Genomic DNA, 22582 nt, shown 5'->3' with positions numbered 1-22582 from the left:
GGGCATTTTCATAACGGCGCGACAATCAGTGCTTGCTGTCCTGAGCGGACATCGCCAGCAGCTGTTTTTCCTGGTTCCAGTCGAATGGTTCGTCGTTCTGTTCGGCGTCGTAGCGACGTTCTTCCAGGGCCTGATACAGGTCGATCTCTTCATCGGACAAGTAATGCAGGCAGTCGCCGGCGAAGAACCACAGCAGATCGCGCGGGATCAGGTGGGCAATCTGCGGGTAACGGGTAATCACTTGAGTCAGGATGTCCTGGCCCAGGTATTGGCTTTCGATCGGATCGATCGGCAGCGATGCCAGCAGTTCATCGAAGCGCTCCAGGAACAAGGCATGGCTTTCTTCGGGAACCTGTTCGGCCTCACCTACGGCGACCAGGATACTGCGCAGGTGGTCGAGCAAAACCAGATGATCGGCAACGACGTTGGACACGAGATAAGTCCTCAAGAGCAAAACGGGCGCGGGAGTATAAAGCTCCCGCGCGCGCATTGACATGCCTGTCAGGATCAGCGGACTTTGCCCTCTGCCTGTTTCAGTTGTTCTTTGTCGAAATCATCGACGTCGATCACCTTGCGCCGTGCCGCTTCGGCATCGCGCAGACTCTGCGCTTCCACCGGTTGCAACACCCCGGCCTCAAGCGCCGCGTCGATGGCGTGTTCACCGGCGGCCGGTTTGACCTGACCGCTTTTCAGCGAGGTGTGCAGCTTCTTGTGCAACGGTTGCGCGGCGTTGAGCAGATCGCTGGCGTGTTGCAATGCGCCCACCGCATCGTCAGGCGATTGCGGGCGATAGCAGCCGGCGAGCAGTTCTTCCAGCGCCGGATCGCCTTTCGCACGACCAATCACACCGGCGACTTCGGCACCGAGTTTGTCCGCCGGGCCTTTGTGGCGACGACCGAACGGGAACACGATGACCCGCAGCAGGCAGCCGAACACTTTGTTCGGGAAGTTGCTCAGCAGCTCATCCAGCGCCCGTTCCGATTGACCGAGGCTTTCTTCCATCGCCCAACGGAACAGCGGTTCCATGTACGCCGGCGAATCCAGATCGTGATAACGCTTGAGCGCAGCGGACGCCAGATACAGGTTGCTCAAGACGTCGCCCAGGCGCGCCGAGAGACGCTCGCGGCGTTTCAGTTCGCCGCCCAGCAACATCATGCTGAAGTCAGCGAGCATGGCAAACGCTGCGGCCTGACGGTTAAGGGCGCGGAAGTAACCCTGACTGATCTTGTCGCCCGGCGCGTGTTCGAAGTGACCGAAGCCGAGGTTCAGCACCAGCGTGCTGGCGGCATTGCTCACGGCGAAACCGATGTGTTTGAGCAGCAGGCCATCGAACTCTTTCAGCGCCTGATCCTTGTCCTCGCGACCGGCCAGGGCCATTTCCTTGAGCACGAACGGATGGCAGCGAATCGCGCCCTGACCGAAGATCATCAGGTTGCGCGACAAGATGTTCGCGCCTTCCACGGTGATGAAGATCGGCGCACCGTTCCAGCTGCGCCCCAGGTAGTTGTTCGGGCCCATGATGATCGCCTTGCCGCCGTGCACATCCATGGCGTGGCTGATGCATTCGCGGCCGCGTTCGGTGAGGTGGTATTTCAGAATCGCCGACAGCACCGACGGTTTTTCGCCCAGATCCACGGCGTTGGCCGTGAGCATCCGCGCGGCGTCCATCATCCACGCGTTGCCGCCGATGCGCGCCATGGCCTCCTGAATACCTTCGAACGCTGACAGCGGCACGTTGAACTGTTCACGAATTTGCGCGTACTGCCCGGTGACCAGGCTGGTGAATTTTGCCGCGCCAGTGCCGACCGCCGGAAGCGAGATCGAACGGCCGACCGACAGGCAGTTCATCAGCATCATCCAGCCTTTGCCGAGCATCTCCTGGCCGCCGATGAGGAAGTCCAGCGGGATAAACACGTCTTTACCGGAGTTCGGGCCATTCATGAAGGCCGCGCCCAGCGGCAGATGGCGACGGCCGATTTCGACACCGTCGGTATCGGTCGGGATCAGCGCGAGGCTGATGCCCAGGTCTACCTTGTCACCGAGCAGGTGCTCCGGGTCGTAGGCCTTGAACGCCAGGCCGAGCAGGGTGGCAACCGGGCCGAGGGTGATGTAGCGCTTTTCCCAGTTCAAGCGCAGGCCGATGACTTCCTGACCTTCCCATTCGCCTTTGCAGATAATCCCGGTGTCAGGCATCGCGCCGGCATCGGAGCCCGCGAGCGGGCCGGTGAGGGCGAAGCACGGAATGTCATCGCCACGGGCCAGACGAGGCAGGTAATGATTGCGTTGTTCGTCGGTGCCGTAATGCAGCAGCAGTTCGGCCGGGCCGAGGGAGTTGGGTACCATCACCGTCGAGGCGAGGTCGCCGCTGCGGGTGGCCAGTTTCATCGCCACTTGCGAGTGGGCGTAAGCGGAGAAACCTTTACCGCCAAATTCTTTCGGAATGATCAGGGCAAAAAAGCCATGTTCCTTGATGTGCGTCCAGGCTTCGGGTGGCAGGTCCATCGACTGGCCGATCTGCCAGTCAGTGACCATCGCGCAGAGTTCTTCGGTCGGGCCGTCGATGAACGCCTGTTCCTCTTCGCTCAGTTGTGCCTTGGGATAGGCCAGCAGTTTGTCCCAGTCCGGACGGCCGCTGAACAGCTCGCCATCCCACCACACGGTGCCGGCGTCGATCGCGTCGCGTTCGGTCTGCGACATCGGCGGCAGGGTTTTCTGGAACCAGTTGAACAGCGGCGCAGTGAAATGTTTGCGGCGCAGGTCGGGCAGCAACAACGGCGCGGCAACCACCGCCAGCACGACCCAGAACACCAGCAGCAGCCAGCCCGGTGCGTGACTGAAAATACCCATCGCCAGCAGGTAGACGGCAACGATGCCCAAGGCAGGCAGAGGGGCAATACGTCGGTGGGCGAGATACGCCACGCCAACGATCAAAACCAGTATCCACAACAACAGCATATTCAGTCCTCCGTGAACCAAGGCAAATCGACCCTCCAGAGCTTAGACGGCATCTGCAAAACCGGGTGGTCAGACCAAGGTGATTGAAATCGTGGGAAACCCCGGATGGTTTTCGTAGGTTCGGTGGGCAACACGTGTGGGAAATCGTTCGGTCATCCCGCGTCTTTGCGTCCAAGTTTGGCCGAAACGTCGTTATCTCTGTGCTGACGCTGTCGCTAGACTCGGGGCTCACCCAGGAGATTGTCGTCATGCACGAGTATCTGAGCCCCGGCCGCTTCATCGATAGTGACCACCCGGCGGTGGTGGAGTTCGCCGAACTGCATCGCGGCAGCAGTCGCGATCCGCTCGAGCAGGCGATCAGTCTTTATTACGCCGTGCGTGAGGCGGTGCGCTACAACCCATACACCTTTAGCCGTGATCCACAGACCTTGTGCGGCAGCTATGCACTGGCGACGGGGGAGAGTTATTGCGTACCGAAAGCCACGCTGCTCGCCGGTTGCGCGCGGCACTGCGGGATCGCGGCGCGGATCGGTCTGGCCGATGTGCGCAATCATCTGTCGACCCCGCGCCTGCTCGAATTGTTGAAGAGCGACAAGTTCGCCATGCACGGTTACACCGAGCTGTTCCTCAATGAACGCTGGGTCAAGGCCACGCCGGCGTTCAATCAGAAACTCTGCGAACTGTTCAGCGTCGCGCCGCTGGAGTTCGATGGCGTCAACGACAGCGTTTTTCATCCGTTCAACCGCGACGGTGCGCAGTTGATGGAGTATCTGGTTGACCATGGGCAATTTGCCGATGTGCCGGAAACGTTCTTCTTCGAACATCTGCAAAAGTGCTATCCGCATCTGTTCACTGATCAGCAGCCGCAACTGCTCGGTGACATGCAGAGTGATTTGAGCCGTACCTGATCCGGCGTATGCTGCCTGCCCACTCATTTGAAAAGAGGCGGTCATGCTGAAGATCTGGGGACGGAAAAACTCATCGAATGTCAGGAAGCCGTTGTGGGCTGCTGAAGAGCTTGGTCTGGCTTACGAGGCGATCGATGCCGGTGGCGCCTTCGGCGTAGTCGACACACCGGAGTACCGGGCGATGAACCCGAATGGTCGAGTGCCGGTGATCGAAGACGACGGTTTCGTGTTGTGGGAATCCAACGCCATCGTTCGCTATCTGCTGGCCAGGCATGCGCCTGACAGCGCCTGGTATTCAGCGGATCCGCAAGCCCGGGCCATCGCTGACAAGTGGATGGACTGGACCACGTCGAGTTTCGCCGGCCCTTTCCGCACGGTGTTCTGGGGTGTGCTGCGCACGCCGGCAGACAAGCAGGACTGGACGGCCATCAACGCCGCGATCAAGGAATGCAATGAACTGCTGAGCATGGCCGATCAGGCGCTGGCCAGCCAACCGTACCTGTCCGGAGCAGACATCGGCATGGGCGACATTCCACTGGGCAGCTTCATTTATGCCTGGTTCGAAATGCCCATCGAACGTGCGCCGCAACCAAATCTGCAAGCCTGGTACGAGCGCCTGAAACAACGCCCGGCGTATAAAAAAGCCGTTATGACCGCGTTGACTTAATACCTACTATCGACACACTTGACTGTACTTGTGCGGCGGCGGCAAGCACCATTGCGCACTTGCGCTGCGGTTCGCTCCCTCGCCGCCGTCTCCTTTTTTCCCTTCAATGGTGCGTAAATCAGATATGAGTTCCGCTCTGTCCATCCGGCAGCTAACTAAAACCTACGGCAACGGGTTCCAGGCCTTGAGTGGTATCGATCTGGACGTTGCCGAAGGTGACTTTTTCGCCTTGCTCGGCCCCAACGGTGCCGGCAAATCCACGACCATCGGCATTCTCTCGACCCTGGTCAACAAGACCAGCGGCACGGTGAATATCTTTGGCCATGACCTGGACAAAAATCCTGCGCAGCTCAAGCGCTCGATCGGCGTGGTGCCGCAGGAATTCAACTTCAACCAGTTTGAAAAGACCTTCGACATCGTCGTCACTCAGGCTGGTTATTACGGCATTCCGGCGAAAATCGCCAAGGAACGCGCCGAGCAATACTTGACCCAGTTGGGCCTGTGGGACAAGCGTGATGTGCCGTCGCGTTCGTTGTCCGGTGGCATGAAGCGTCGCTTGATGATCGCCCGTGCGCTGGTCCACGAACCGCGTCTGCTGATCCTCGATGAGCCGACCGCAGGCGTGGACATCGAGCTGCGCCGGTCGATGTGGACGTTCCTCACCGAGCTGAACCAGAAAGGCATCACCATCATCCTCACCACGCATTATCTGGAAGAGGCTGAGCAACTGTGCCGCAACATCGGCATCATTGACCACGGCACCATCGTCGAGAACACCAGCATGAAACAGTTGCTGGGCCAGTTGCACGTGGAAACCTTCTTGCTCGACCTGAAAAACGACCTGAGCGCCGCGCCGCAATTGCTCGGCTATCCGGCGCGGTTGATCGACAGCCATACCCTGGAAGTCCAGGTCGATAAGTCCATGGGCATCACGGCGTTGTTCACCCAGTTGGCACAGCAGGACATCGAAGTGCTGAGCCTGCGCAACAAAACCAATCGCCTCGAGGAGCTGTTCGTGTCCCTGGTGGAGAAAAATCTGTCGAAGGTGGCGGTATGAGTTCCGAATTCCGTCCCAACCTCGTCGCCCTGCAGACCATTGTTTACCGCGAGGTCAAACGCTTCACGCGGATCTGGCCGCAAACGCTGCTGCCGCCGGCAATCACCATGGTTCTGTATTTTGTGATCTTCGGTAACCTGATCGGTCGGCAGATCGGTGATATGGGTGGCTTCACTTACATGGAGTACATCGTGCCGGGGCTGATCATGATGTCGGTGATCACCAACTCCTATGGCAACGTGGTATCGAGCTTCTTCGGCAGCAAGTTCCAGCGCTCCATCGAGGAGCTGATGGTGTCGCCGGTGTCGCCGCATACGATCCTGATCGGCTTCACCATCGGTGGTGTGTTGCGTGGTCTGATGGTGGGCGTGATCGTGACGATCTTGTCGCTGTTCTTCACCGATTTGCAGGTGCATCACCTCGGTGTGACCATTCTGGTCGTGGTGCTGACGGCGACAATCTTCTCGCTGCTGGGCTTCATCAACGCCGTGTTTGCGCGCAACTTCGATGATATTTCGATCATCCCGACGTTCGTGCTGACGCCGCTGACCTATCTGGGTGGCGTGTTTTACTCGATTACCCTGCTGCCGCCTTTCTGGCAGACCGTGTCGCTGGCCAACCCGGTGCTGCACATGGTCAACGCCTTCCGCTACGGCATTCTCGGCGTCTCGGATATCAAGATCGGCATTGCAATCACCTTCATGCTGGTGGCGACCGTTGTGCTGTACCTCGGTTGCGCGCGGTTGCTGGTGAGTGGGCGCGGGATGCGGACCTGACTTAAGACCGAGTCGACGGCTTCGCGAGCAAGCTCGCTCCCACAGGGGATTTCCGGCACAACAAAGATCCAGGGTGGGAGCGAGCTTGCTCGCGAATGCAGACGCCACAAATCAAAACGGCCTCCCACTGCGGAGGCCGTTTTGCATTCAACGCATGCGGCTTTTCTTGCGCCGCGCCCATTGCCGCGCCACCCACCAGCGCCAATACATCATCACAATGAAGTAGGCGAGGGCGCCGAGCACCAGCCCGACCACCACCGAACCCAGCAAAAACGGTTGCCACAAGGTCGACAACTCGCCACTGATCCACTCCCAGGTCAGCTCATCCGGCAGATGCCGTGCGGGCACATCCATCAACCACGCCCCAGCCTGATACGTGCAGAAGAACACCGCCGGCATGGTGATCGGATTGGTCAGCCAGACCAGACTGACAGCAATCGGCATGTTGCCCCGCACCGTGACGGCGAGGGCGGCGGCCACCAGCATCTGCGCCGGAATCGGCAGGAACGCGGCGAACAGACCAACCGCCATCGCCCGGGCGACCGAGTGGCGATTGAGGTGCCAGAGGTTCGGGTCATGCAGCAACTTGCCGAGAAAGCGTAAGGATTTGTGTTCCCTGATGCTCGTCGGGTCGGGCATGTAACGTTTGAATAAGCGCCGGGGCATAAGGCTTCTCGGTCGGTTAAGGCGGCAAGTATGTCTGGATTCTACGAAGCGCCCATTCAGACTTTGTGACAATTGTTGACGACGCGTGTAACCGACAGCCGCTATGCCTAAGTGTGGGACTCTCAAGGATGGGCTTATGCAAGGACGGGCTTATGCGCACAGGGATGTTGGCGCTGGCAGTCGGTCTGCTGGCAGCGGTTTTTATACCGGCCTTACCGCCGGTCGGGTTACTGGTGCTGCTGCCGGTGGTGGGGCTGATGTTGCTGCCGTTTCGCAGCTATCCATTGGCGTGTTTCCTGTTCGGCTTCACGTGGGCCTGTGTCTGCGCGCAATGGGCGTTGAATGATCGGCTCTCGCCGCAGCTGGACGGCGAAACCCGTTGGGTCGAAGGCCGGGTGGTCGGGTTGCCGCAAAACAGTGACGGCGTGGTGCGTTTCGAACTGGCCGATGCGCACTCGCGTCACGAAAAACTGCCGTCGCTGCTGCGTTTGGCCTGGTATGCCGGGCCGCCGGTCAGCAGCGGTGAGCGCTGGCGTCTGGCGGTAAAGTTGAAACGTCCCGGAGGACTGCTCAATCCGGACGCCTTCGATTACGAAGCATGGCTACTGGCACAGCGCATCGGCGCGACCGGCACGATCAAGGATGGCCAGCGTCTGAGCGCAGCACGCTGGGCCTGGCGCGACAGCATTCGTCAGCGTCTGCTGGCGGTTGATGCACAGGGCCGGGCCGGTGCGTTGGCGGCGCTGGTGCTGGGTGATGGCTCGGGGCTCAGTCGCGAGGATTGGCAGATTTTGCAGGACACCGGCACCGTGCATTTGCTGGTGATTTCCGGCCAGCACATCGGTTTGCTGGCGGCGGTGATGTATCTGCTGGTCGCGGGATTGGCACGATTTGGCGTGTGGCCACTGCGTTGGCCGTGGCTGCCATGGGCCTGTGGCCTGGCGTTCGCGGCGGCGCTCGGTTATGGGTTCTTGGCCGGGTTCGATGTGCCGGTGCAGCGCGCCTGCGTGATGGTCGCGCTGGTGCTGTTATGGCGTCTGCGCTTTCGCCATCTGGGCGCCTGGTGGCCTCTGTTGTTGGCATTGAACGGTGTGTTGTTGCTGGATCCGCTCGCCAGTCTGCGCCCGGGTTTGTGGTTGTCCTTTGCGGCGGTGGCGGTGCTGATCTTCACCTTTGGCGGTCGCTTGGGCGCATGGCGTTGGTGGCAGACATGGACGCGCGCGCAGTGGCTGATCGCGCTCGGTTTGTGCCCGGTGTTGCTGGCGCTGAACTTGCCGATCAGTCTCAGCGGGCCGTTGGCGAATCTGCTCGCGGTGCCTTGGGTCAGTCTCGTGGTGCTGCCGCCGGCCTTGCTGGGGACGTTGTTGCTGCCAGTGCCCTATGTTGGCGAAGGACTGTTGTGGCTGGCCGGTGGATTGATCGATTGGCTGTTTCGCGGTCTGGCCGTGATTGCCGGGCAATGGCCGGCGTGGATTGCGCCATCAGTCGCCGGCTGGGTGTGGTTCCTCGGCAGTCTCGGTGCCGTGTTGTTGCTGCTGCCGAGCGGCGTGCCGTTGCGCCCGCTGGGTTGGCCGTTGCTGCTGATTTTGCTGGTGCCACCACGAGAACGGCTGAACGAAGGCCTGGCCGACGTCTGGCAGCTCGATGTCGGCCAAGGTTTGGCGATCCTGATCCGCACTCGCCATCACACGTTGCTCTACGACGCCGGCCCGCGTTTCGGTGATTTTGATCTGGGTGAGCGTGTGGTGTTGCCAGCGCTGCGCAAACTGCGCGTGGAAAAACTCGATCTGATGTTGCTCAGTCATGCCGACGCCGACCACGCCGGCGGCGCTTTGGCGATAGCCCGTGGTATGACTGTCGATCAGGTGATCAGCGGCGACCCGGCGGGATTGCCCGCGCAGTTGCGCGCCGAAGCCTGCGAAAGTGGTCGGCAGTGGGAGTGGGACGGCGTCAGTTTTCAGCTCTGGCAGTGGGCGCACGCCCACGAGAGCAATCAGCGTTCCTGCGTGTTGCAGATCGAGGCCAATGGCGAGCGCCTGCTGTTGACCGGCGATATCGACACCCACGCCGAACGCGTGCTGCTCGACAGTCCATTGGCAGTTCCGACGCAATGGCTGCAATCGCCCCATCATGGCAGCCGCAGTTCATCGTCAATGGCGCTGCTCAAGGTGTTGCAGCCTGAGGCCGTGTTGATTTCCCGTGGGCAGGGCAATTCGTTCGGCCACCCGCATCCGACCGTACTGGCGCGGTATCGCAAACACGGCCTGCGCATTTACGACAGCGCCGAGCAGGGCGCCATTCATCTGCAACTGGGCCGCTTCAAACCACCGCGGACGATGCGGCAGCAGCGCCGCTTCTGGCGCGATCCGCCCGCTTTGCCCCGCTGATCGGGACATGGCGAACAGGGCATCACGGTCGTCGGGGCAGCGGGTCTTAATCGTCAATCGGTATGGTAAAGTGGCGCACTTTTTCGAGGGGACTGTCACTGTGTGGGAATTGGTCAAATCCGGCGGCTGGATGATGTTGCCGATCATTCTGAGTTCCATCGCGGCCATGGCGATCGTCGCCGAGCGCCTGTGGACCCTGCGCGCCAGTCGCGTCACCCCCGAGCATCTGCTGGGCCAGGTCTGGGTCTGGATCAAGGACAAACAGCTCAATAAAGAAAAACTCAAGGAATTGCGCGCCAATTCGCCGCTGGGGGAAATCCTCGCCGCCGGCCTGGCCAACTCCAAGCATGGTCGCGAGATCATGAAAGAGTGCATCGAAGAGGCCGCCGCCCGGGTCATCCACGAGCTCGAGCGCTACGTTAACGCGCTGGGCACCATCGCGGCGATGTCGCCGCTGCTCGGCCTGCTGGGTACGGTGCTGGGCATGATCGATATTTTCAGCGCGTTCACCGGTTCCGGCATGACCACCAATGCCTCGGTTTTGGCCGGTGGTATCTCGAAAGCGCTGATCACCACGGCGGCAGGCCTGATGGTCGGTATTCCGGCGGTGTTCTTCCACCGGTTCCTGCAACGCCGTATCGATGAACTGGTGGTCGGCATGGAACAGGAAGCGATCAAACTGGTTGAAGTGGTGCAGGGCGACCGTGACGTCGATCTGGCCGAGGGCCGCGCGTGAAATTCCGTCGCAAACCACGGGAAACCATCGACATCAACCTCGCGTCACTGATCGACGTGGTGTTCATTCTGTTGCTGTTTTTCGTCGTGACCACCACGTTTACCCGCGAAACCCAGTTGCGCGTCGATCTGCCGGAAGCGGTCAGCGGCTCGCCGGCCGAAGATCAGCAGCTCAAGCAGATCGACGTGGCCATCAGCGCTGAAGGCGTGTTTTCGGTGAACAACAAGATTCTGCCGAAAAACGACCTGGCGACGCTGATGGAAGCGATGCAGAAAGAGTCCAACGGTGACACCAACATGCCGTTGTCGATCAGTGCCGACGGCAAGACTCAGCATCAATCCGTGATCACCGCCATGGACGCGGCCGGCAAGCTCGGTTTCAGCCATCTGCGCATGACCACGGTCGAGGCGGCGCCCAAATCCTGATGAGCCTGTCCGATCGCTTGCTCGCCGCGTGGTATCAGGGGCACCCGGCCCTGACGCTGTTGCGACCTTTGGAAATGTTGTACCGCCGCGTGGTGGTCAACAAACGTCAGCGTTTTCTCGACGGCGAGGGCGAGATCTATCAACCGCCGGTGCCGTTGATCGTGGTCGGCAATATCACCGTCGGTGGTACCGGCAAGACGCCGATGATTCTCTGGCTGATCGAACATTGCCGGCGCAGCGGATTGCGCGTTGGTGTGGTCAGTCGGGGTTACGGTGCCAAGCCGCCCCAATTGCCGTGGCGCGTTGAAGCCGAGCAAAGCGCTGACATCGCCGGTGACGAGCCGTTGCTGATCGTCCAGCGCACCGGCGTGCCATTGATGATCGATCCCGATCGCAGCGCCGCGGTCAAAGCCTTGCTCGCCAGTGAACCACTGGATCTGATTCTTTCCGATGACGGCATGCAGCACTATCGTCTGGCGCGGGATCTGGAGCTGGTGCTGATCGATGCCGCCCGTGGCCTTGGCAATAAACGTTGCCTGCCGGCCGGGCCGTTGCGCGAGCCGATCGAGCGCCTGCAAAGCGTCGATGGCGTGCTATTCAATGGTGCCAGCGAGGATCGCGACGACGGTTTCGCTTTCCGCCTGCAACCGACGGCGCTGGTCAACTTGCGCAGCGGCGAGCGCAAAACGCTCGATCATTTTCCGCCCGGTCAGAGCGTGCACGCGGTCGCCGGGATCGGCAATCCGCAACGTTTCTTCAATACCCTCGAAGCGCTAGACTGGCGGCCAGTGCCCCATGCGTTTGCCGACCACGCCGAATACAGCGTGCAAGCCTTGAATTTCACACCGTCATTGCCGTTGGTGATGACCGAAAAGGACGCGGTGAAGTGCCGTGCCTTCGCTGCTGCCGACTGGTGGTATCTGGCGGTCGATGCCGTGCCGTCGCCGGCCTTCGTGGCCTGGTTCGACACTCAGCTGATGCGCCTGTTGCCCGATCGGCTTTTGCCTTAACTCTTTTATCCAGGGAATGTTCATGGACACCAAATTGCTCGACATCCTCGCGTGCCCGATCTGCAAAGGCCCGCTCAAGCTCAGCGCCGACAAGACCGAACTGATCAGCAAGGGCGCCGGTCTGGCCTACCCGATCCGCGACGGCATCCCGGTGATGCTCGAAAGCGAAGCGCGCACCCTGACCACCGACGAGCGTCTGGATAAATGACCACTGCCTTCACCGTTGTCATCCCGTCGCGTTTCGCCTCGACCCGCCTGCCGGGCAAACCGTTGCTGGACATCGCCGGCAAGCCGATGATTCAGCACGTCTGGGAACAGGCGAGCAAAAGCAGCGCGACCCGCGTCGTGGTCGCGACTGACGATGCGCGCATCGTCGAGGCCTGCAAGGCCTTCGGCGCCGAAGTGGTGCTGACCCGTGAAGATCACAATTCCGGCACCGATCGTCTGGCTGAAGTCGCAGCGAAACTGGGCCTTGAGCCCGACGCGATCGTGGTCAACGTGCAGGGTGACGAGCCGCTGATTCCGCCGAGCGTGATCGATCAGGTGGCCGCCAATCTGGCCGCTCACACCGAAGCGCGCATGGCCACGTTGGCCGAGCCGATCGAGGACGTCGAAACCCTGTTCAATCCGAACGTGGTCAAAGTCGTCAGCGACCTCAACGGTCTGGCGCTGACCTTCAGCCGCGCAACCCTGCCGTGGGCGCGCGATGCCTTCGCCAAGAGCCGCGAGCAATTGCCCGAAGGCGTGCCGTACCGTCGCCATATCGGCATTTATGCCTACCGCGCCGGGTTCCTTCAGGACTTCGTCAACTGGGGCCCGTGCTGGCTGGAAAACACTGAATCACTCGAGCAATTGCGTGCCCTCTGGCACGGCGTGCGAATTCACGTGGCTGACGCGCTGATCGCACCGCCCACCGGCGTCGACACCGTTGAAGACCTCGAGCGCGTTCGTCGCCTGCTGGGGGCCTGATGCGCGTTATGTTTGTGTGCCTGGGCAACATTTGCCGTTCGCCCACGGCCGAAGGCGTGTTGCGCCACAAATTGCGCGCCGCAGGGCTGGCGGATCAGGTCGAAGTGGCCTCCGCCGGCACCGGTGACTGGCACGTCGGCAACCCGCCGGACAAGCGCAGCCAGGCCGCCGCCAAGGTGCGCGGTTATGACTTGTCGGCACAACGTGCGCAGCAAGTCAGCCGCGCCGATTTCGCCAGTTACGACTTGATCCTGGCGATGGACAACAGCAACCTGCGCAACCTCAAGGCGTTGCAACCGTCCACCGGCAAAGCCGAACTGGACCTGTTTCTGCGCCGCTATGCCGGGTTGGTCGATGAAGTACCGGATCCGTATTACGACGGCGATCAGGGTTTCGAGCAGGTGCTGGATCTGATCGAAGCAGCTTGTGACCAATTGTTGATCGAAGTGAAGGGCCGGTTATGAGTTTGCAGGTGCACCCGCAGGTTTCCCTGAAAGCGTTCAACAGTTTCGGCGTGGATGTGCGCGCGCAACTGTTCGCCGAAGCCCATAGCGATGCCGATGTCCGCGAAGCGCTGAGCTATGCCACGGCCCACGACGTGCCGTTGCTGGTGATTGGCGGTGGCAGCAACTTGCTGCTGACGGCCGACATTGCGGCGCTGGTGTTGCGCATGGCCACCCGTGGCATTCGCGTGCTCAGTGATGACGGCAGCCGCGTAGTGATCGAGGCTGAAGCCGGCGAACCTTGGCACCCGTTTGTGCAGCACACGCTGGCGCTGGGCTTTTCCGGGCTGGAAAACCTCAGTCTGATCCCTGGCACTGTCGGCGCGGCGCCGATGCAGAACATCGGTGCCTACGGGGTCGAGATCAAGGATGTGTTCGCCGGGCTGACCGCGCTGGATCGCCAGACCGGCGAGCTACGTGATTTCACTCTGGAAGAATGTAATTTCGCCTACCGCGACAGCCTGTTCAAACAGCAGCCGGGGCGTTGGTTGATTCTGCGCGTGCGCTTCCAACTCGATCGCGTCGCGCATCTGCATCTGGAATACGGCCCGGTGCGCCAGCGCCTGACCGAGCAGGGTATCGAGCAGCCGACTCCCACCGACGTCAGCCGTGCCATCTGCAGCATCCGCAGTGAGAAGCTGCCGGATCCGGCGGTGCTCGGCAATGCCGGCAGCTTCTTCAAGAATCCGCTGGTGTCGGCGGCCATCGTCGCGCAGATCAAAGCGCAGCACCCGGATGTGGTGGCTTACGCGCAAGCGGACGGGCAAATGAAACTGGCCGCTGGCTGGTTGATCGAGCGCGCGGGCTGGAAGGGTTTCCGCGAAGCTGATGCCGGCGTGCATAAAATGCAGGCACTGGTGCTGGTCAACTACGGCGCGGCGACTGGCCTGCAACTGCTCGACCTCGCGCAACGCATCCAGAAAGATATTGCTGAACGTTTCAATGTCGACCTGGAAATGGAGCCCAATCGCTATTGAAACAGCTGCGAGCTTCAAGCTTTGAGCGGCAAGCTACAATCTCTGCAACATGAACCAGCTACTGCTTTTACTTGCAGCTTGTAGCTAAAAGCTCGTAACTGAAAAGCCCTGTCTAAGCGGGGCTTTTTTGTTAACGCTGGGTTAACTTGGCGAGCTAACGATAACCGTCATTTGCTCCACTAAAGGCCCGGTGCAGACGTTCGCGTCGGCACAAGAGAGCCTATTAGCCTGAGTCGATCTGCGTGAACCACCGCCGATTCAACGGCGGCAGATTGCTCGACCCCATAACCATTAAAAATATGCGGGCGTGCCCATGATTACCCTGAAACTCAACGGTCAAGACCATCCCCTCGATGTCACTGAAGACATGCCCCTGTTGTGGGCGATTCGTGACGTCGCCGGTTACAACGGCACCAAGTTCGGTTGCGGCATGGGCCTGTGCGGCGCCTGCACCATTCACATCGATGGCTTGCCGGCGCGCAGTTGCATCACGCCGATCGGTTCGGTGATCGGGCAAAACGTTACCACCATCGACAATCTTCACGCTGATCCGGTCGGGCAGATCGTCCAGCAAGCCTGGCTCGACACCGCTGTCGCGCAATGCGGTTTCTGTCAGGGCGGGCAGATCATGTCGGCCACCGCGTTGCTCAAGACCAACCCGAACCCGAGTGACGAGCAGATCGAAGAAGCCATGGTCGGCAACATTTGCCGTTGCGGCACTTACAACCGGATCAAGACTGCGATCCGCCAGGCTTCCACGCATTTGAAGGAGGCCAAGGCATGAGCCGCCTTCCGAATGATTTCGCCCTGGGCAATCTCAGCCGTCGCGGCTTCCTCAAAGGCGTCAGTGCTACCGGTGCTTTGGTGTTGGCGGCGAGTTGGGGTTGGCAGGACGCATTGGCCGCAGACAAACCGAAACAGTTCGGCGCCGATGGCATGCCCAATGGCTGGATCGATGATCCGAAGGTCTACGTCAGCATCGCCGCTGACGGCACCGTGACCGTGGTCTGCAACCGCTCAGAGATGGGCCAGGGCGTGCGCACCAGTCTGACCATGGTAGTTGCCGACGAGCTGGAAGCCGATTGGGCGCACGTCAAAGTGCAGCAGGCGCCGGGCGATGAAGTGCGTTTCGGTAACCAGGACACCGACGGTTCACGCAGCATGCGCCACTGGTACGAGCCGATGCGTCGTTGCGGCGCGGCGGCCCGGACCATGCTCGAGCAGGCCGCCGCTGCGCAGTGGCAAGTGCCAGTGGCCGAATGCCACGCGCAGTTGCACAAAGTCATTCACAAACCGTCCGGTCGGGAACTGGGTTATGGCGAACTCGCCGCTGCCGCCAGTGCGTTGGCAGTACCGGCGCGTGACAGCCTGCGCCTCAAGCAGCCGTCGGAATTGCGCTACATTGGCAAGGAAGGCACCAAAGCCATCGACGGCGACGACATCGTCAATGGTCGCGCGGTCTATGGCGCCGACGTGCATTTTGACGGCATGTTGTACGCGACCATCGCCCGCCCGGCGGTGTACGGCGGCAAGGTCAAGTCGCTGGACGACAGCGCCGCGCTGAAAGTCCCCGGCGTGCTCAAAGTGCTGCAGATCGAAAGTCGCCCGTTGCCTTCGGAATTCCAACCGCTGGGTGGCGTGGCGGTAGTGGCCAGTAATACCTGGGCAGCGATCAAGGGCCGCGAGGCGCTGAAAATCGAATGGGACGATGGCCCGAACGCCAGTTATGACTCGATCGCCTATCGCAAGGAGCTCGAAGCCGCGTCGCTCAAGCCCGGCAAAGTGGTGCGCAACACCGGCGATATCGACAAGGCCCTGAGCGGCGCTGCCAGCACCCTGGAAGCTTCCTACTATTTGCCGCATCTGGCGCAGGCGCCGATGGAACCGATGGTTGCCATTGCCCGTTACAAGGACGGCATCTGCGAAGCGTGGGCGCCGAGTCAGGCACCGCAGGTGACCCGCGAGCGCATCGGCGAACGCCTTGGCTTGCCGTTCGACAATGTCACTTTCAATGTCACGCTGCTCGGCGGGGGTTTCGGTCGCAAGTCGAAACCGGACTTCGTCGTCGAAGCGGCAATCCTCGCCAAAGAGTTTCCCGGCAAGGCTGTGCGGGTGCAGTGGACGCGTGAAGATGACATCCATAACTCGTATTTCCACACCGTGTCCGCCGAGTATTTGAAGGCGGGCGTGGGCAAGGACGGCATGCCGTCCGGCTGGTTGCATCGCACCGTGGCACCGAGCATCACCGCGCTGTTCGCGCCGGGCATGAACCATGAAGCGGCGTTCGAGCTGGGCATGGGCTTCACCAACATGGCCTACGCGATTCCCAACGTGCGTCTGGAAAACCCCGAAGCGACCGTGCACACGCGGGTCGGCTGGTATCGCTCGGTGTCGAACATCCCCCATGGTTTCGCCATCCAGAGCTTCGTCGATGAGCTGGCGCACAAGGCCGGCGAGGATCCGCTCAAGTACCAGATCAAACTGCTCGGCGCGGATCGCCAGATCGATCCGCGTACCTTGAGTGAAGAGTGGAATTACGGCGAATCTCCCGAGCGTTATCCGATCGATACCGGGCGCATGCGCAGCGTGCTGGAAACCGCGGCGAAGGCTGCCGGTTGGGGGCGCAAACTGCCGAAGGGCCGTGGTCTGGGGCTGGCAGTGCACTACAGCTTCGTCACTTACGTGGCGGCAGTGATCGAAGTCGAGGTCAAGGACGACGGTACGCTGATCGTGCACAAGGCGGATATTGCCGTGGATTGCGGGCCGCAGATCAATCCAGAACGGATTCGCTCGCAGTTCGAAGGCGCTTGCGTGATGGGCCTGGGCAATGCGGTGTTGGGCGAAATCAGTTTCAAGGACGGCAAGGTCCAGCAGGACAACTTCCACATGTATGAAGTGGCGCGCATGTCGCTGGCGCCGAAAGAGGTCGCGGTACATCTGGTGACGCCGCCGGGCGACGTGCCGTTAGGCGGTGTCGGCGAACCGGGCGTACCGCCAATTGCGCCGGCACTGTGCAATGCGATCTTCGCCGCCACCGGCAAGCGTATTCGCAATCTGCCGGTGCGTTATCAGTTGCAGGGCTGGCAGAAGGCAGAGGCGTAATGGACAGCGTCGACCTCAACGTCCTGCGCAGTGTCCTTGAATGGCGCCGCGCCGGGCAGCGGGTGGTGCTGTTCAGCGTGGTGCAGACCTGGGGCACTGCGCCCCGGGCGCCGGGCGCGATGCTCGCCTTGCGCGAGGATGGCGTGGTGATTGGTTCGGTGTCGGGCGGCTGTGTCGAAGATGATTTGATTGCGCGCCTGCATGACGGCCGGATCGCCACCGATGGGCCGCCGGTGCAACTGATCACCTACGGCGTCACGCGGGAAGAGGCGGCGCGCTTCGGTTTGCCCTGTGGCGGTACGCTGCGCCTGACTGAAGAGCGCGTTGGCGATCCCGCGTGGGTTTCCGAACTATTGGCCCGTTGCGAGGCCCACGAGATTGTCGCTCGCGAGTTGAACATCGACACCGGGGAAGTGCTTCTGTCGCCGGCAAGTAAATCCGATGCGCTGGAATTCGATGGCAAAATCCTGCGGGCCATTTATGGCCCGCGTTGGCGGCTGCTGTTGATCGGCGCCGGGCAGTTGTCGCGCTACGTCGCGGACATGGCGCGGCTGCTGGATTTCGAGGTGCTGATCTGCGACCCGCGCACCGAGTTTGTCTACGGTTGGGAAGAGCATCACGGACGCTTCGTCCCGGGCATGCCGGATGACGCGGTGTTGAGCATTCAAACGGATGAACGCACGGCGATTGTCGCGCTGACCCACGACCCGCGTCTGGATGACATGGCGTTGCTGACGGCGCTGGATTCGCCTGCTTTCTATGTCGGCGCGCTCGGTTCGCGGGTCAACAGTCAGAAACGTCGGGAGAATCTGGCTCAGCTAGGCTTGTCGGTAGAGGCTATCGATCGACTGCACGGCCCGATCGGTCTGCACATTGGCAGTCATTCGCCGGCAGAAATTGCCTTGTCCTTGTTGGCAGAAATTGTCGCGATCAAGAACGGGGTCGAGTTGAAGCAGAAAAAAACACTGGAGGGCGCATGAGTCAGTCCATTGCAGTGATTGTGCTGGCAGCGGGCGAGGGCAGTCGCTTTCGCCAGGTGGCGGGTGCTGACAAGGATAAATTGTTGGCGGACTGCACCGGGCGGGATGGCGCGGTGCGTTCGGTGATCGAGCAGGTGCTGGTGAATCTGCCGGCCAGTCTTGATAAGCGCGTCGTGGTGACGACTGAGACGCGGCCGCAGGCAATGCGCATGGCGCAGGCTTATGGCTGTGAGGTTGTCTCGATCGAGTCGACCGGAATGGGTGACAGCATTGCCGCTGGCGTCGCGGCTTATCCGGAGGTGGATGGCTGGTTGATTGTGCTGGGCGATATGCCGTTTATCTTGCCTTCCACTGTCGAGCGGGTGGTTGCGGCCATTGCCGATGATGCGGTGAGCGTGCCGGTACAGGATGGCGAGTTTGGTCATCCGGTGGGGTTTGGGCGTTCGTTTGGGGTGGGGTTGCAGGCGTTGAGCGGTGATCGTGGGGCGAGGCCTTTGTTCTCGCAGGGCAGGGTGGTGGAGATTGCCGTCGATGATCCAGGCGTGCTTTGGGATATCGATGTGCCTGAGGCTTTGGTTTTTGCTTCGTCTTGAGAGCTGCGTAAATTCCTGAGAGCCCCTCACCCTAGCCCTCTCCCGGAGGGAGAGGGGACTGACCGAGGTGTTTGGGCTTTATGCATCGACCTGAAAGTCTTCAGTCGAACTCAGGTCTGGAACATCACCCGATCTGCTCCCTTCCCCCTCTCCCCCGTGGGGAGAGGGCTGGGGTGAGGGGGTTGGATCTAGGGTCCACCCCCAAAAATCGAGGCATAAAAAAGCCCCGCCTGAATAATCAGGCGGGGCTTTTTAACGGCTTTGGAAATTACACGAGAGGTTTAGGCTCGTGTTCTTTTTCCTCGGCCTCTTGGTGGTGCTCGACCGCGTCCTGAACAGAGCGTGGTGCTTCAGCAATCACCGCTTCAACCACGGCTTCTTCAGCGACCGGGGTAGGAGCTGCCTCGACCACTTCAGCGACCGCAGCTGGCTCGGCAGCGACTGGAGCAGCAGCGCCAGCCAGTTCGGCTTCCTTCTGCAGACGCTCTTCTTCACGCTTGCGACGACGCACTTCACGTGGATCGTTCGGCGCACGGCCGCTTGGCGTCAGCGCGCTGACCGGAGCCGGTGCTTCAACCACAGGGGCTGGCGCTTCGGCAACGATTGGCGCTTCGACAACCGGTGCTTCAACGACAGGCGCTGGTTCAGCGACTACCACTGGCTCGGCAGCCTTGGCGTGTTCAAACACGGGGGCTTCAGCAATCGGTGCTTCAACAACCGGCGCTTCAACCACTGGCGCTGGTGTTTCAGCAACAGCTGGCTCGGCAACCCAGTTGAAAGCGGTCTGCTCTTCGCGAACTTCACGCACGGTTTCGGTCACGGTTTCAGCGACGGTTTCAACCACCGACTCGGCAGCCACGGCTGGAGCCGGTTCTACCTGAGGCAGGGTTTCCTGAACCGGTGCCACTTCGACTTCCGGAGCAGCAACCACTTCGACTGGAGTGGTCGCTTCTACAACCGGCGCTTCCACTGGAGCAGTTTCCTGAACAGCCGCGGTGGCGCGTTCAGCTTGCTCGTGGGCTTGGGCTTCGGCCGGAGCGCTGATCACGGTGCTGGCAACAGCGGCGGTTACCGCCAGGCCAGCGGCCAGATCGGCGGTGCTTGGCGCTTCAGCGTTTTCGCCGGCTTCGGATTCTTCCGAACCTTCGATCACGTTGCCGTTGGCGTCACGCTGACGCTCACGACGGTTGCTGCGACGACGCTGACCGCGCGAGCGACGGCGTGGACGATCGCCTTCGGCGTTCTCCGAACCGTCTTCCGGCAGTTGCTCTTCGTTGCTGTTCACTTCTTCCTCAGCGACGGCAGCAGCGGCCTGTTCGGCGCGTGGCTGACGCTCTTCACGTGGCGGACGCGGTGCGCGCTCTTCACGTGGCTGACGAGCCGGACGCTCTTCAGCGGTCACGGCAGCGGCGGCTGCAACGACTGGAGCGGCGTCCAGTGGTTCGCGCAGTTCACGTACGCGCTCTTCACGCTCGCCACGTGGCTTGCGGTCTTCGCGCGGTGCACGTGGTGCACGTTCTTCACGCGGAGCACGTGGTGCGCGCTCTTCGCGGGCAACTGGCGCTTCGGTACGGGCTTCACGAGGCTCGCGGACTTCACGGGCTTCACGTGGCGCACGCTCTTCACGCGGCTCGCGTGGGGCGCGTTCTTCACGTGGAGCACGTTCTTCGCGCGGCTTGCGTTCTTCATCGCGGCGACCATTACGGTTGCGGCTCTGCTGACGACCGTTGCGACGCTCTTCGTTACGGGCCGGACGCTCGCTGGCTGGTTTTTCAACCACAACCGGCGCGGCTGGCTCTTCTTTGGTGGCGAACAGGCTGACCAGCGACTTCACCAGGCCTTTGAACAGGCTTGGTTCTGGCGCGGCAACCGGAGCCGGTGCGGCGGCGACAGGTGCGGCAGCTTCGGTCGGCACCGGAGCGTTGGCGCGGGCCGGTGCAGTTTTAACGGCTGCTTCCTGGCGAACCAGGGTGCGGGTCGCGGCGGCTGGCTGGACTTCTTCGACTTCGGCAGCGGCAGCAGCGATTTCGTAGCTGGACTGGTTGGTCGCCGCTTCCGGGCTGTCGTCACGCAGGCGCTGAACTTCGAAGTGCGGGGTTTCGAGGTGATCGTTCGGCAGAATCACGATACGGGCACGGGTGCGCAGTTCGATCTTGGTGATCGAGTTGCGTTTTTCGTTGAGCAGGAACGCGGCCACCGGAATCGGCACTTGTGCACGGACTTCGGCAGTGCGGTCTTTCAGGGCTTCTTCTTCGATCAGGCGCAGGATCGCCAGCGACAGCGATTCAACGTCACGGATGATGCCGGTGCCGTTGCAACGCGGGCAGACGATGCCGCTGCTTTCGCCCAGCGATGGACGCAGGCGCTGACGCGACATTTCCAGCAGGCCGAAGCGCGAGATGCGGCCGATCTGCACGCGAGCGCGGTCGGCTTCCAGGCATTCGCGAACTTTCTCTTCCACGGCGCGCTGGTTCTTGGCAGGGGTCATGTCGATGAAGTCGATGACGATCAGGCCGCCGATGTCGCGCAGGCGCAACTGACGGGCGATTTCTTCGGCGGCTTCAAGGTTGGTCTGCAGCGCGGTTTCTTCGATGTCGCTGCCTTTGGTGGCGCGCGCCGAGTTGATGTCGATGGACACCAGGGCTTCGGTCGGATCGATAACGATGGAGCCGCCGGAAGGCAGTTCAACGACGCGCTGGAAAGCGGTCTCGATCTGGCTTTCGATCTGGAAACGGTTGAACAGCGGCACGCTGTCTTCGTACAGCTTGATCTTGCTGGCGTACTGCGGCATCACCTGGCGGATGAAGGTCAGGGCTTCGTCTTGGGCTTCAACGCTGTCGATCAGCACTTCGCCGATGTCCTGGCGCAGGTAATCGCGGATGGCGCGGATGATCACGTTGCTTTCCTGGTAGATCAGGAATGGTGCGGAACGATCCAGCGAGGCTTCTTTGATGGCGGTCCACAGTTGCAGCAGGTAATCGAGGTCCCACTGCATTTCTTCGCTGCTGCGGCCAAGGCCTGCGGTGCGCACGATCAGACCCATGTCGGCCGGTGCAACCAGACCGTTCAGCGCTTCACGCAGTTCGTTGCGTTCTTCGCCTTCGATGCGACGGGAGATACCGCCGGCACGCGGGTTGTTCGGCATCAGCACGAGGTAACGACCGGCCAGGCTGATGAAGGTGGTCAGGGCAGCGCCCTTGTTGCCACGTTCTTCTTTTTCGACCTGAACGATGACTTCCTGGCCTTCGCTCAGGACGTCCTTGATGTTGACGCGGCCTTCGGGGGCTTTCTTGAAGTATTCGCGAGAAATTTCTTTGAGGGGCAGGAAGCCGTGGCGCTCAGAGCCGAAATCGACAAAGGCAGCCTCAAGGCTTGGTTCGATGCGAGTGATGCGGCCTTTATAGATGTTGGCCTTTTTCTGCTCGCGTGCACCGGATTCGATGTCCAGGTCGTAGAGGCGCTGGCCATCTACCAGTGCAACACGCAACTCTTCGGGTTGAGTTGCGTTAATCAGCATTCTTTTCATGTAGTACCGTCGGTTTCCGGGCTGCCGGAAACGGCGTTCGGCACACACGACTTCTCACGGTCGGTGTCAGGTGCGTCGGGAGTGGTTGGCCATTCCCGTGTCCAGCGATGTGCGACCAATTGGGCCGATATCGCGACGTACGCGTCCTGCTTGCTGTGGCTACTTAAGCACTCAGTCAGGAGGAGGAATCAACCGGCGGCTGTGGACGAGATGAAGCGTCTTGATAAAGCCTATTGCTACACAGTCCAGCGGTTGTGCATCTCCACCCTACACGTATCCCTGATAATTCGGGTGCTGCCGCGCGCAGAATCCGCAGCGGGTTGGCATTTACCGTGAGCTCCGAAA

General features: G+C 61.1%; 20 protein-coding genes. 16 read left to right on the top strand and 4 right to left on the bottom strand.

Annotated features, from left to right (window positions below):
- Positions 1-25: 25 nt before the first annotated feature.
- Positions 26-433, bottom strand: coding sequence for a PA2817 family protein (locus A8O26_RS25250; RefSeq protein ID WP_042610681.1), 408 nt, complete (start codon positions 431-433; stop codon positions 26-28).
- 74 nt (positions 434-507) lie between these two features.
- Entirely contained in the window at positions 508-2955 is a 2448-nt protein-coding gene (locus A8O26_RS25245; RefSeq protein WP_064120394.1) for an acyl-CoA dehydrogenase, read from the bottom strand.
- 248 nt (positions 2956-3203) lie between these two features.
- Here A8O26_RS25245 and A8O26_RS25240 point away from each other — a divergent pair, with 248 nt between their 5' ends.
- From A8O26_RS25240 to A8O26_RS25225, 4 genes are all read left to right on the top strand, one after another.
- Positions 3204-3863, top strand: coding sequence for a transglutaminase-like domain-containing protein (locus A8O26_RS25240; protein WP_064120393.1), 660 nt, complete (start codon positions 3204-3206; stop codon positions 3861-3863).
- A 43-nt stretch (positions 3864-3906) separates the two neighbouring features.
- Positions 3907-4530 (top strand): glutathione S-transferase family protein, encoded by a 624-nt coding sequence (locus tag A8O26_RS25235; RefSeq protein WP_064120392.1) that lies wholly within the window; start codon positions 3907-3909, stop codon positions 4528-4530.
- 124 nt (positions 4531-4654) lie between these two features.
- Positions 4655-5587, top strand: coding sequence for an ABC transporter ATP-binding protein (locus A8O26_RS25230; protein ID WP_064120391.1), 933 nt, complete (start codon positions 4655-4657; stop codon positions 5585-5587).
- Entirely contained in the window at positions 5584-6363 is a 780-nt protein-coding gene (locus A8O26_RS25225) for an ABC transporter permease (RefSeq protein WP_064120390.1), read from the top strand. The genes A8O26_RS25230 and A8O26_RS25225 overlap by 4 nt, the downstream gene beginning before the upstream one ends.
- A 147-nt stretch (positions 6364-6510) precedes the next feature.
- On the opposite strand, the gene A8O26_RS25220 is transcribed toward A8O26_RS25225, so the two are convergent.
- Positions 6511-7029, bottom strand: coding sequence for a DUF2062 domain-containing protein (locus tag A8O26_RS25220; RefSeq protein ID WP_064120389.1), 519 nt, complete (start codon positions 7027-7029; stop codon positions 6511-6513).
- A gap of 152 nt (positions 7030-7181) precedes the next feature.
- Here A8O26_RS25220 and A8O26_RS25215 point away from each other — a divergent pair, with 152 nt between their 5' ends.
- The 12 genes from A8O26_RS25215 (at position 7182) to A8O26_RS25160 (ending at position 18711) form a co-directional block, all read left to right on the top strand.
- Entirely contained in the window at positions 7182-9416 is a 2235-nt protein-coding gene (locus tag A8O26_RS25215; protein WP_064120388.1) for a DNA internalization-related competence protein ComEC/Rec2, read from the top strand.
- Between the two features lie 100 nt (positions 9417-9516).
- Positions 9517-10152, top strand: coding sequence for a MotA/TolQ/ExbB proton channel family protein (locus A8O26_RS25210; RefSeq protein WP_007908216.1), 636 nt, complete (start codon positions 9517-9519; stop codon positions 10150-10152).
- The gene (locus A8O26_RS25205) at positions 10149-10577 is read left to right on the top strand and encodes an ExbD/TolR family protein (RefSeq protein ID WP_007908223.1); all 429 of its coding nucleotides are present in this window, start codon (positions 10149-10151) and stop codon (positions 10575-10577) included. The genes A8O26_RS25210 and A8O26_RS25205 overlap by 4 nt, the downstream gene beginning before the upstream one ends.
- A complete protein-coding gene (lpxK, locus tag A8O26_RS25200) occupies positions 10577-11587 on the top strand; it encodes a tetraacyldisaccharide 4'-kinase (RefSeq protein ID WP_064120387.1) in 1011 nt (336 codons plus the stop codon). Before A8O26_RS25205 ends, lpxK begins: the two co-directional genes overlap by 1 nt.
- A 22-nt stretch (positions 11588-11609) precedes the next feature.
- A complete protein-coding gene (locus A8O26_RS25195; RefSeq protein ID WP_003174668.1) occupies positions 11610-11795 on the top strand; it encodes a Trm112 family protein in 186 nt (61 codons plus the stop codon).
- The gene (gene kdsB / locus A8O26_RS25190; protein ID WP_064120386.1) at positions 11792-12556 is read left to right on the top strand and encodes a 3-deoxy-manno-octulosonate cytidylyltransferase; all 765 of its coding nucleotides are present in this window, start codon (positions 11792-11794) and stop codon (positions 12554-12556) included. Before A8O26_RS25195 ends, kdsB begins: the two co-directional genes overlap by 4 nt.
- On the top strand, positions 12556-13020 hold the full coding sequence (locus A8O26_RS25185; protein ID WP_064120385.1) for a low molecular weight protein-tyrosine-phosphatase: 465 nt from the start codon (positions 12556-12558) through the stop codon (positions 13018-13020). Before kdsB ends, A8O26_RS25185 begins: the two co-directional genes overlap by 1 nt.
- Entirely contained in the window at positions 13017-14036 is a 1020-nt protein-coding gene (murB, locus tag A8O26_RS25180) for a UDP-N-acetylmuramate dehydrogenase (RefSeq protein WP_064120384.1), read from the top strand. The genes A8O26_RS25185 and murB overlap by 4 nt, the downstream gene beginning before the upstream one ends.
- A gap of 313 nt (positions 14037-14349) precedes the next feature.
- Positions 14350-14820, top strand: a complete 471-nt coding sequence (locus A8O26_RS25175; RefSeq protein WP_016986039.1) for a (2Fe-2S)-binding protein — start codon at positions 14350-14352, stop codon at positions 14818-14820.
- Complete coding sequence (locus A8O26_RS25170) at positions 14817-17138, top strand: xanthine dehydrogenase family protein molybdopterin-binding subunit (RefSeq protein WP_064120383.1); 2322 nt, start codon at positions 14817-14819, stop codon at positions 17136-17138. Before A8O26_RS25175 ends, A8O26_RS25170 begins: the two co-directional genes overlap by 4 nt.
- Positions 17138-18118 carry an XdhC family protein gene (locus tag A8O26_RS25165; RefSeq protein WP_064120382.1) on the top strand — a complete coding sequence of 327 codons (981 nt, stop codon included), beginning with the start codon at positions 17138-17140 and terminating at the stop codon, positions 18116-18118. The genes A8O26_RS25170 and A8O26_RS25165 overlap by 1 nt, the downstream gene beginning before the upstream one ends.
- The gene (locus A8O26_RS25160) at positions 18115-18711 is read left to right on the top strand and encodes a nucleotidyltransferase family protein (RefSeq protein WP_064120381.1); all 597 of its coding nucleotides are present in this window, start codon (positions 18115-18117) and stop codon (positions 18709-18711) included. Before A8O26_RS25165 ends, A8O26_RS25160 begins: the two co-directional genes overlap by 4 nt.
- 268 nt (positions 18712-18979) lie before the next feature.
- Here A8O26_RS25160 and rne read toward each other — a convergent pair whose 3' ends face one another.
- The gene (gene rne, locus A8O26_RS25155) at positions 18980-22237 is read right to left on the bottom strand and encodes a ribonuclease E (protein WP_064120380.1); all 3258 of its coding nucleotides are present in this window, start codon (positions 22235-22237) and stop codon (positions 18980-18982) included.
- Between the last annotated feature and the right edge of the window lie 345 nt (positions 22238-22582).

It is taken from the genome of Pseudomonas fluorescens (assembly GCF_001648775.1).
Taxonomy (GTDB): domain Bacteria; phylum Pseudomonadota; class Gammaproteobacteria; order Pseudomonadales; family Pseudomonadaceae; genus Aquipseudomonas; species Aquipseudomonas fluorescens_M.
This window is presented reverse-complemented; position numbering and strand designations above follow the sequence as displayed.

Excerpts from the sequence above, each read along its gene's own strand:
- kdsB (WP_064120386.1), top strand. The coding sequence starts at position 11,792 with ATGACCACTGCCTTCACCGTTGTCATCCCGTCGCGTTTCGCCTCGACC.
- A8O26_RS25245 (WP_064120394.1), bottom strand. The coding sequence starts at position 2,955 with ATGCTGTTGTTGTGGATACTGGTTTTGATCGTTGGCGTGGCGTATCTC.
- A8O26_RS25195 (WP_003174668.1), top strand. The coding sequence starts at position 11,610 with ATGGACACCAAATTGCTCGACATCCTCGCGTGCCCGATCTGCAAAGGC.
- lpxK (WP_064120387.1), top strand. The coding sequence starts at position 10,577 with ATGAGCCTGTCCGATCGCTTGCTCGCCGCGTGGTATCAGGGGCACCCG.
- A8O26_RS25185 (WP_064120385.1), top strand. The coding sequence starts at position 12,556 with ATGCGCGTTATGTTTGTGTGCCTGGGCAACATTTGCCGTTCGCCCACG.
- A8O26_RS25170 (WP_064120383.1), top strand. The coding sequence starts at position 14,817 with ATGAGCCGCCTTCCGAATGATTTCGCCCTGGGCAATCTCAGCCGTCGC.
- A8O26_RS25235 (WP_064120392.1), top strand. The coding sequence starts at position 3,907 with ATGCTGAAGATCTGGGGACGGAAAAACTCATCGAATGTCAGGAAGCCG.
- A8O26_RS25160 (WP_064120381.1), top strand. The coding sequence starts at position 18,115 with ATGAGTCAGTCCATTGCAGTGATTGTGCTGGCAGCGGGCGAGGGCAGT.
- A8O26_RS25175 (WP_016986039.1), top strand. The coding sequence starts at position 14,350 with ATGATTACCCTGAAACTCAACGGTCAAGACCATCCCCTCGATGTCACT.
- A8O26_RS25165 (WP_064120382.1), top strand. The coding sequence starts at position 17,138 with ATGGACAGCGTCGACCTCAACGTCCTGCGCAGTGTCCTTGAATGGCGC.
- A8O26_RS25225 (WP_064120390.1), top strand. The coding sequence starts at position 5,584 with ATGAGTTCCGAATTCCGTCCCAACCTCGTCGCCCTGCAGACCATTGTT.
- A8O26_RS25215 (WP_064120388.1), top strand. The coding sequence starts at position 7,182 with ATGCGCACAGGGATGTTGGCGCTGGCAGTCGGTCTGCTGGCAGCGGTT.
- A8O26_RS25230 (WP_064120391.1), top strand. The coding sequence starts at position 4,655 with ATGAGTTCCGCTCTGTCCATCCGGCAGCTAACTAAAACCTACGGCAAC.
- rne (WP_064120380.1), bottom strand. The coding sequence starts at position 22,237 with ATGAAAAGAATGCTGATTAACGCAACTCAACCCGAAGAGTTGCGTGTT.
- murB (WP_064120384.1), top strand. The coding sequence starts at position 13,017 with ATGAGTTTGCAGGTGCACCCGCAGGTTTCCCTGAAAGCGTTCAACAGT.
- A8O26_RS25220 (WP_064120389.1), bottom strand. The coding sequence starts at position 7,029 with ATGCCCCGGCGCTTATTCAAACGTTACATGCCCGACCCGACGAGCATC.
- A8O26_RS25240 (WP_064120393.1), top strand. The coding sequence starts at position 3,204 with ATGCACGAGTATCTGAGCCCCGGCCGCTTCATCGATAGTGACCACCCG.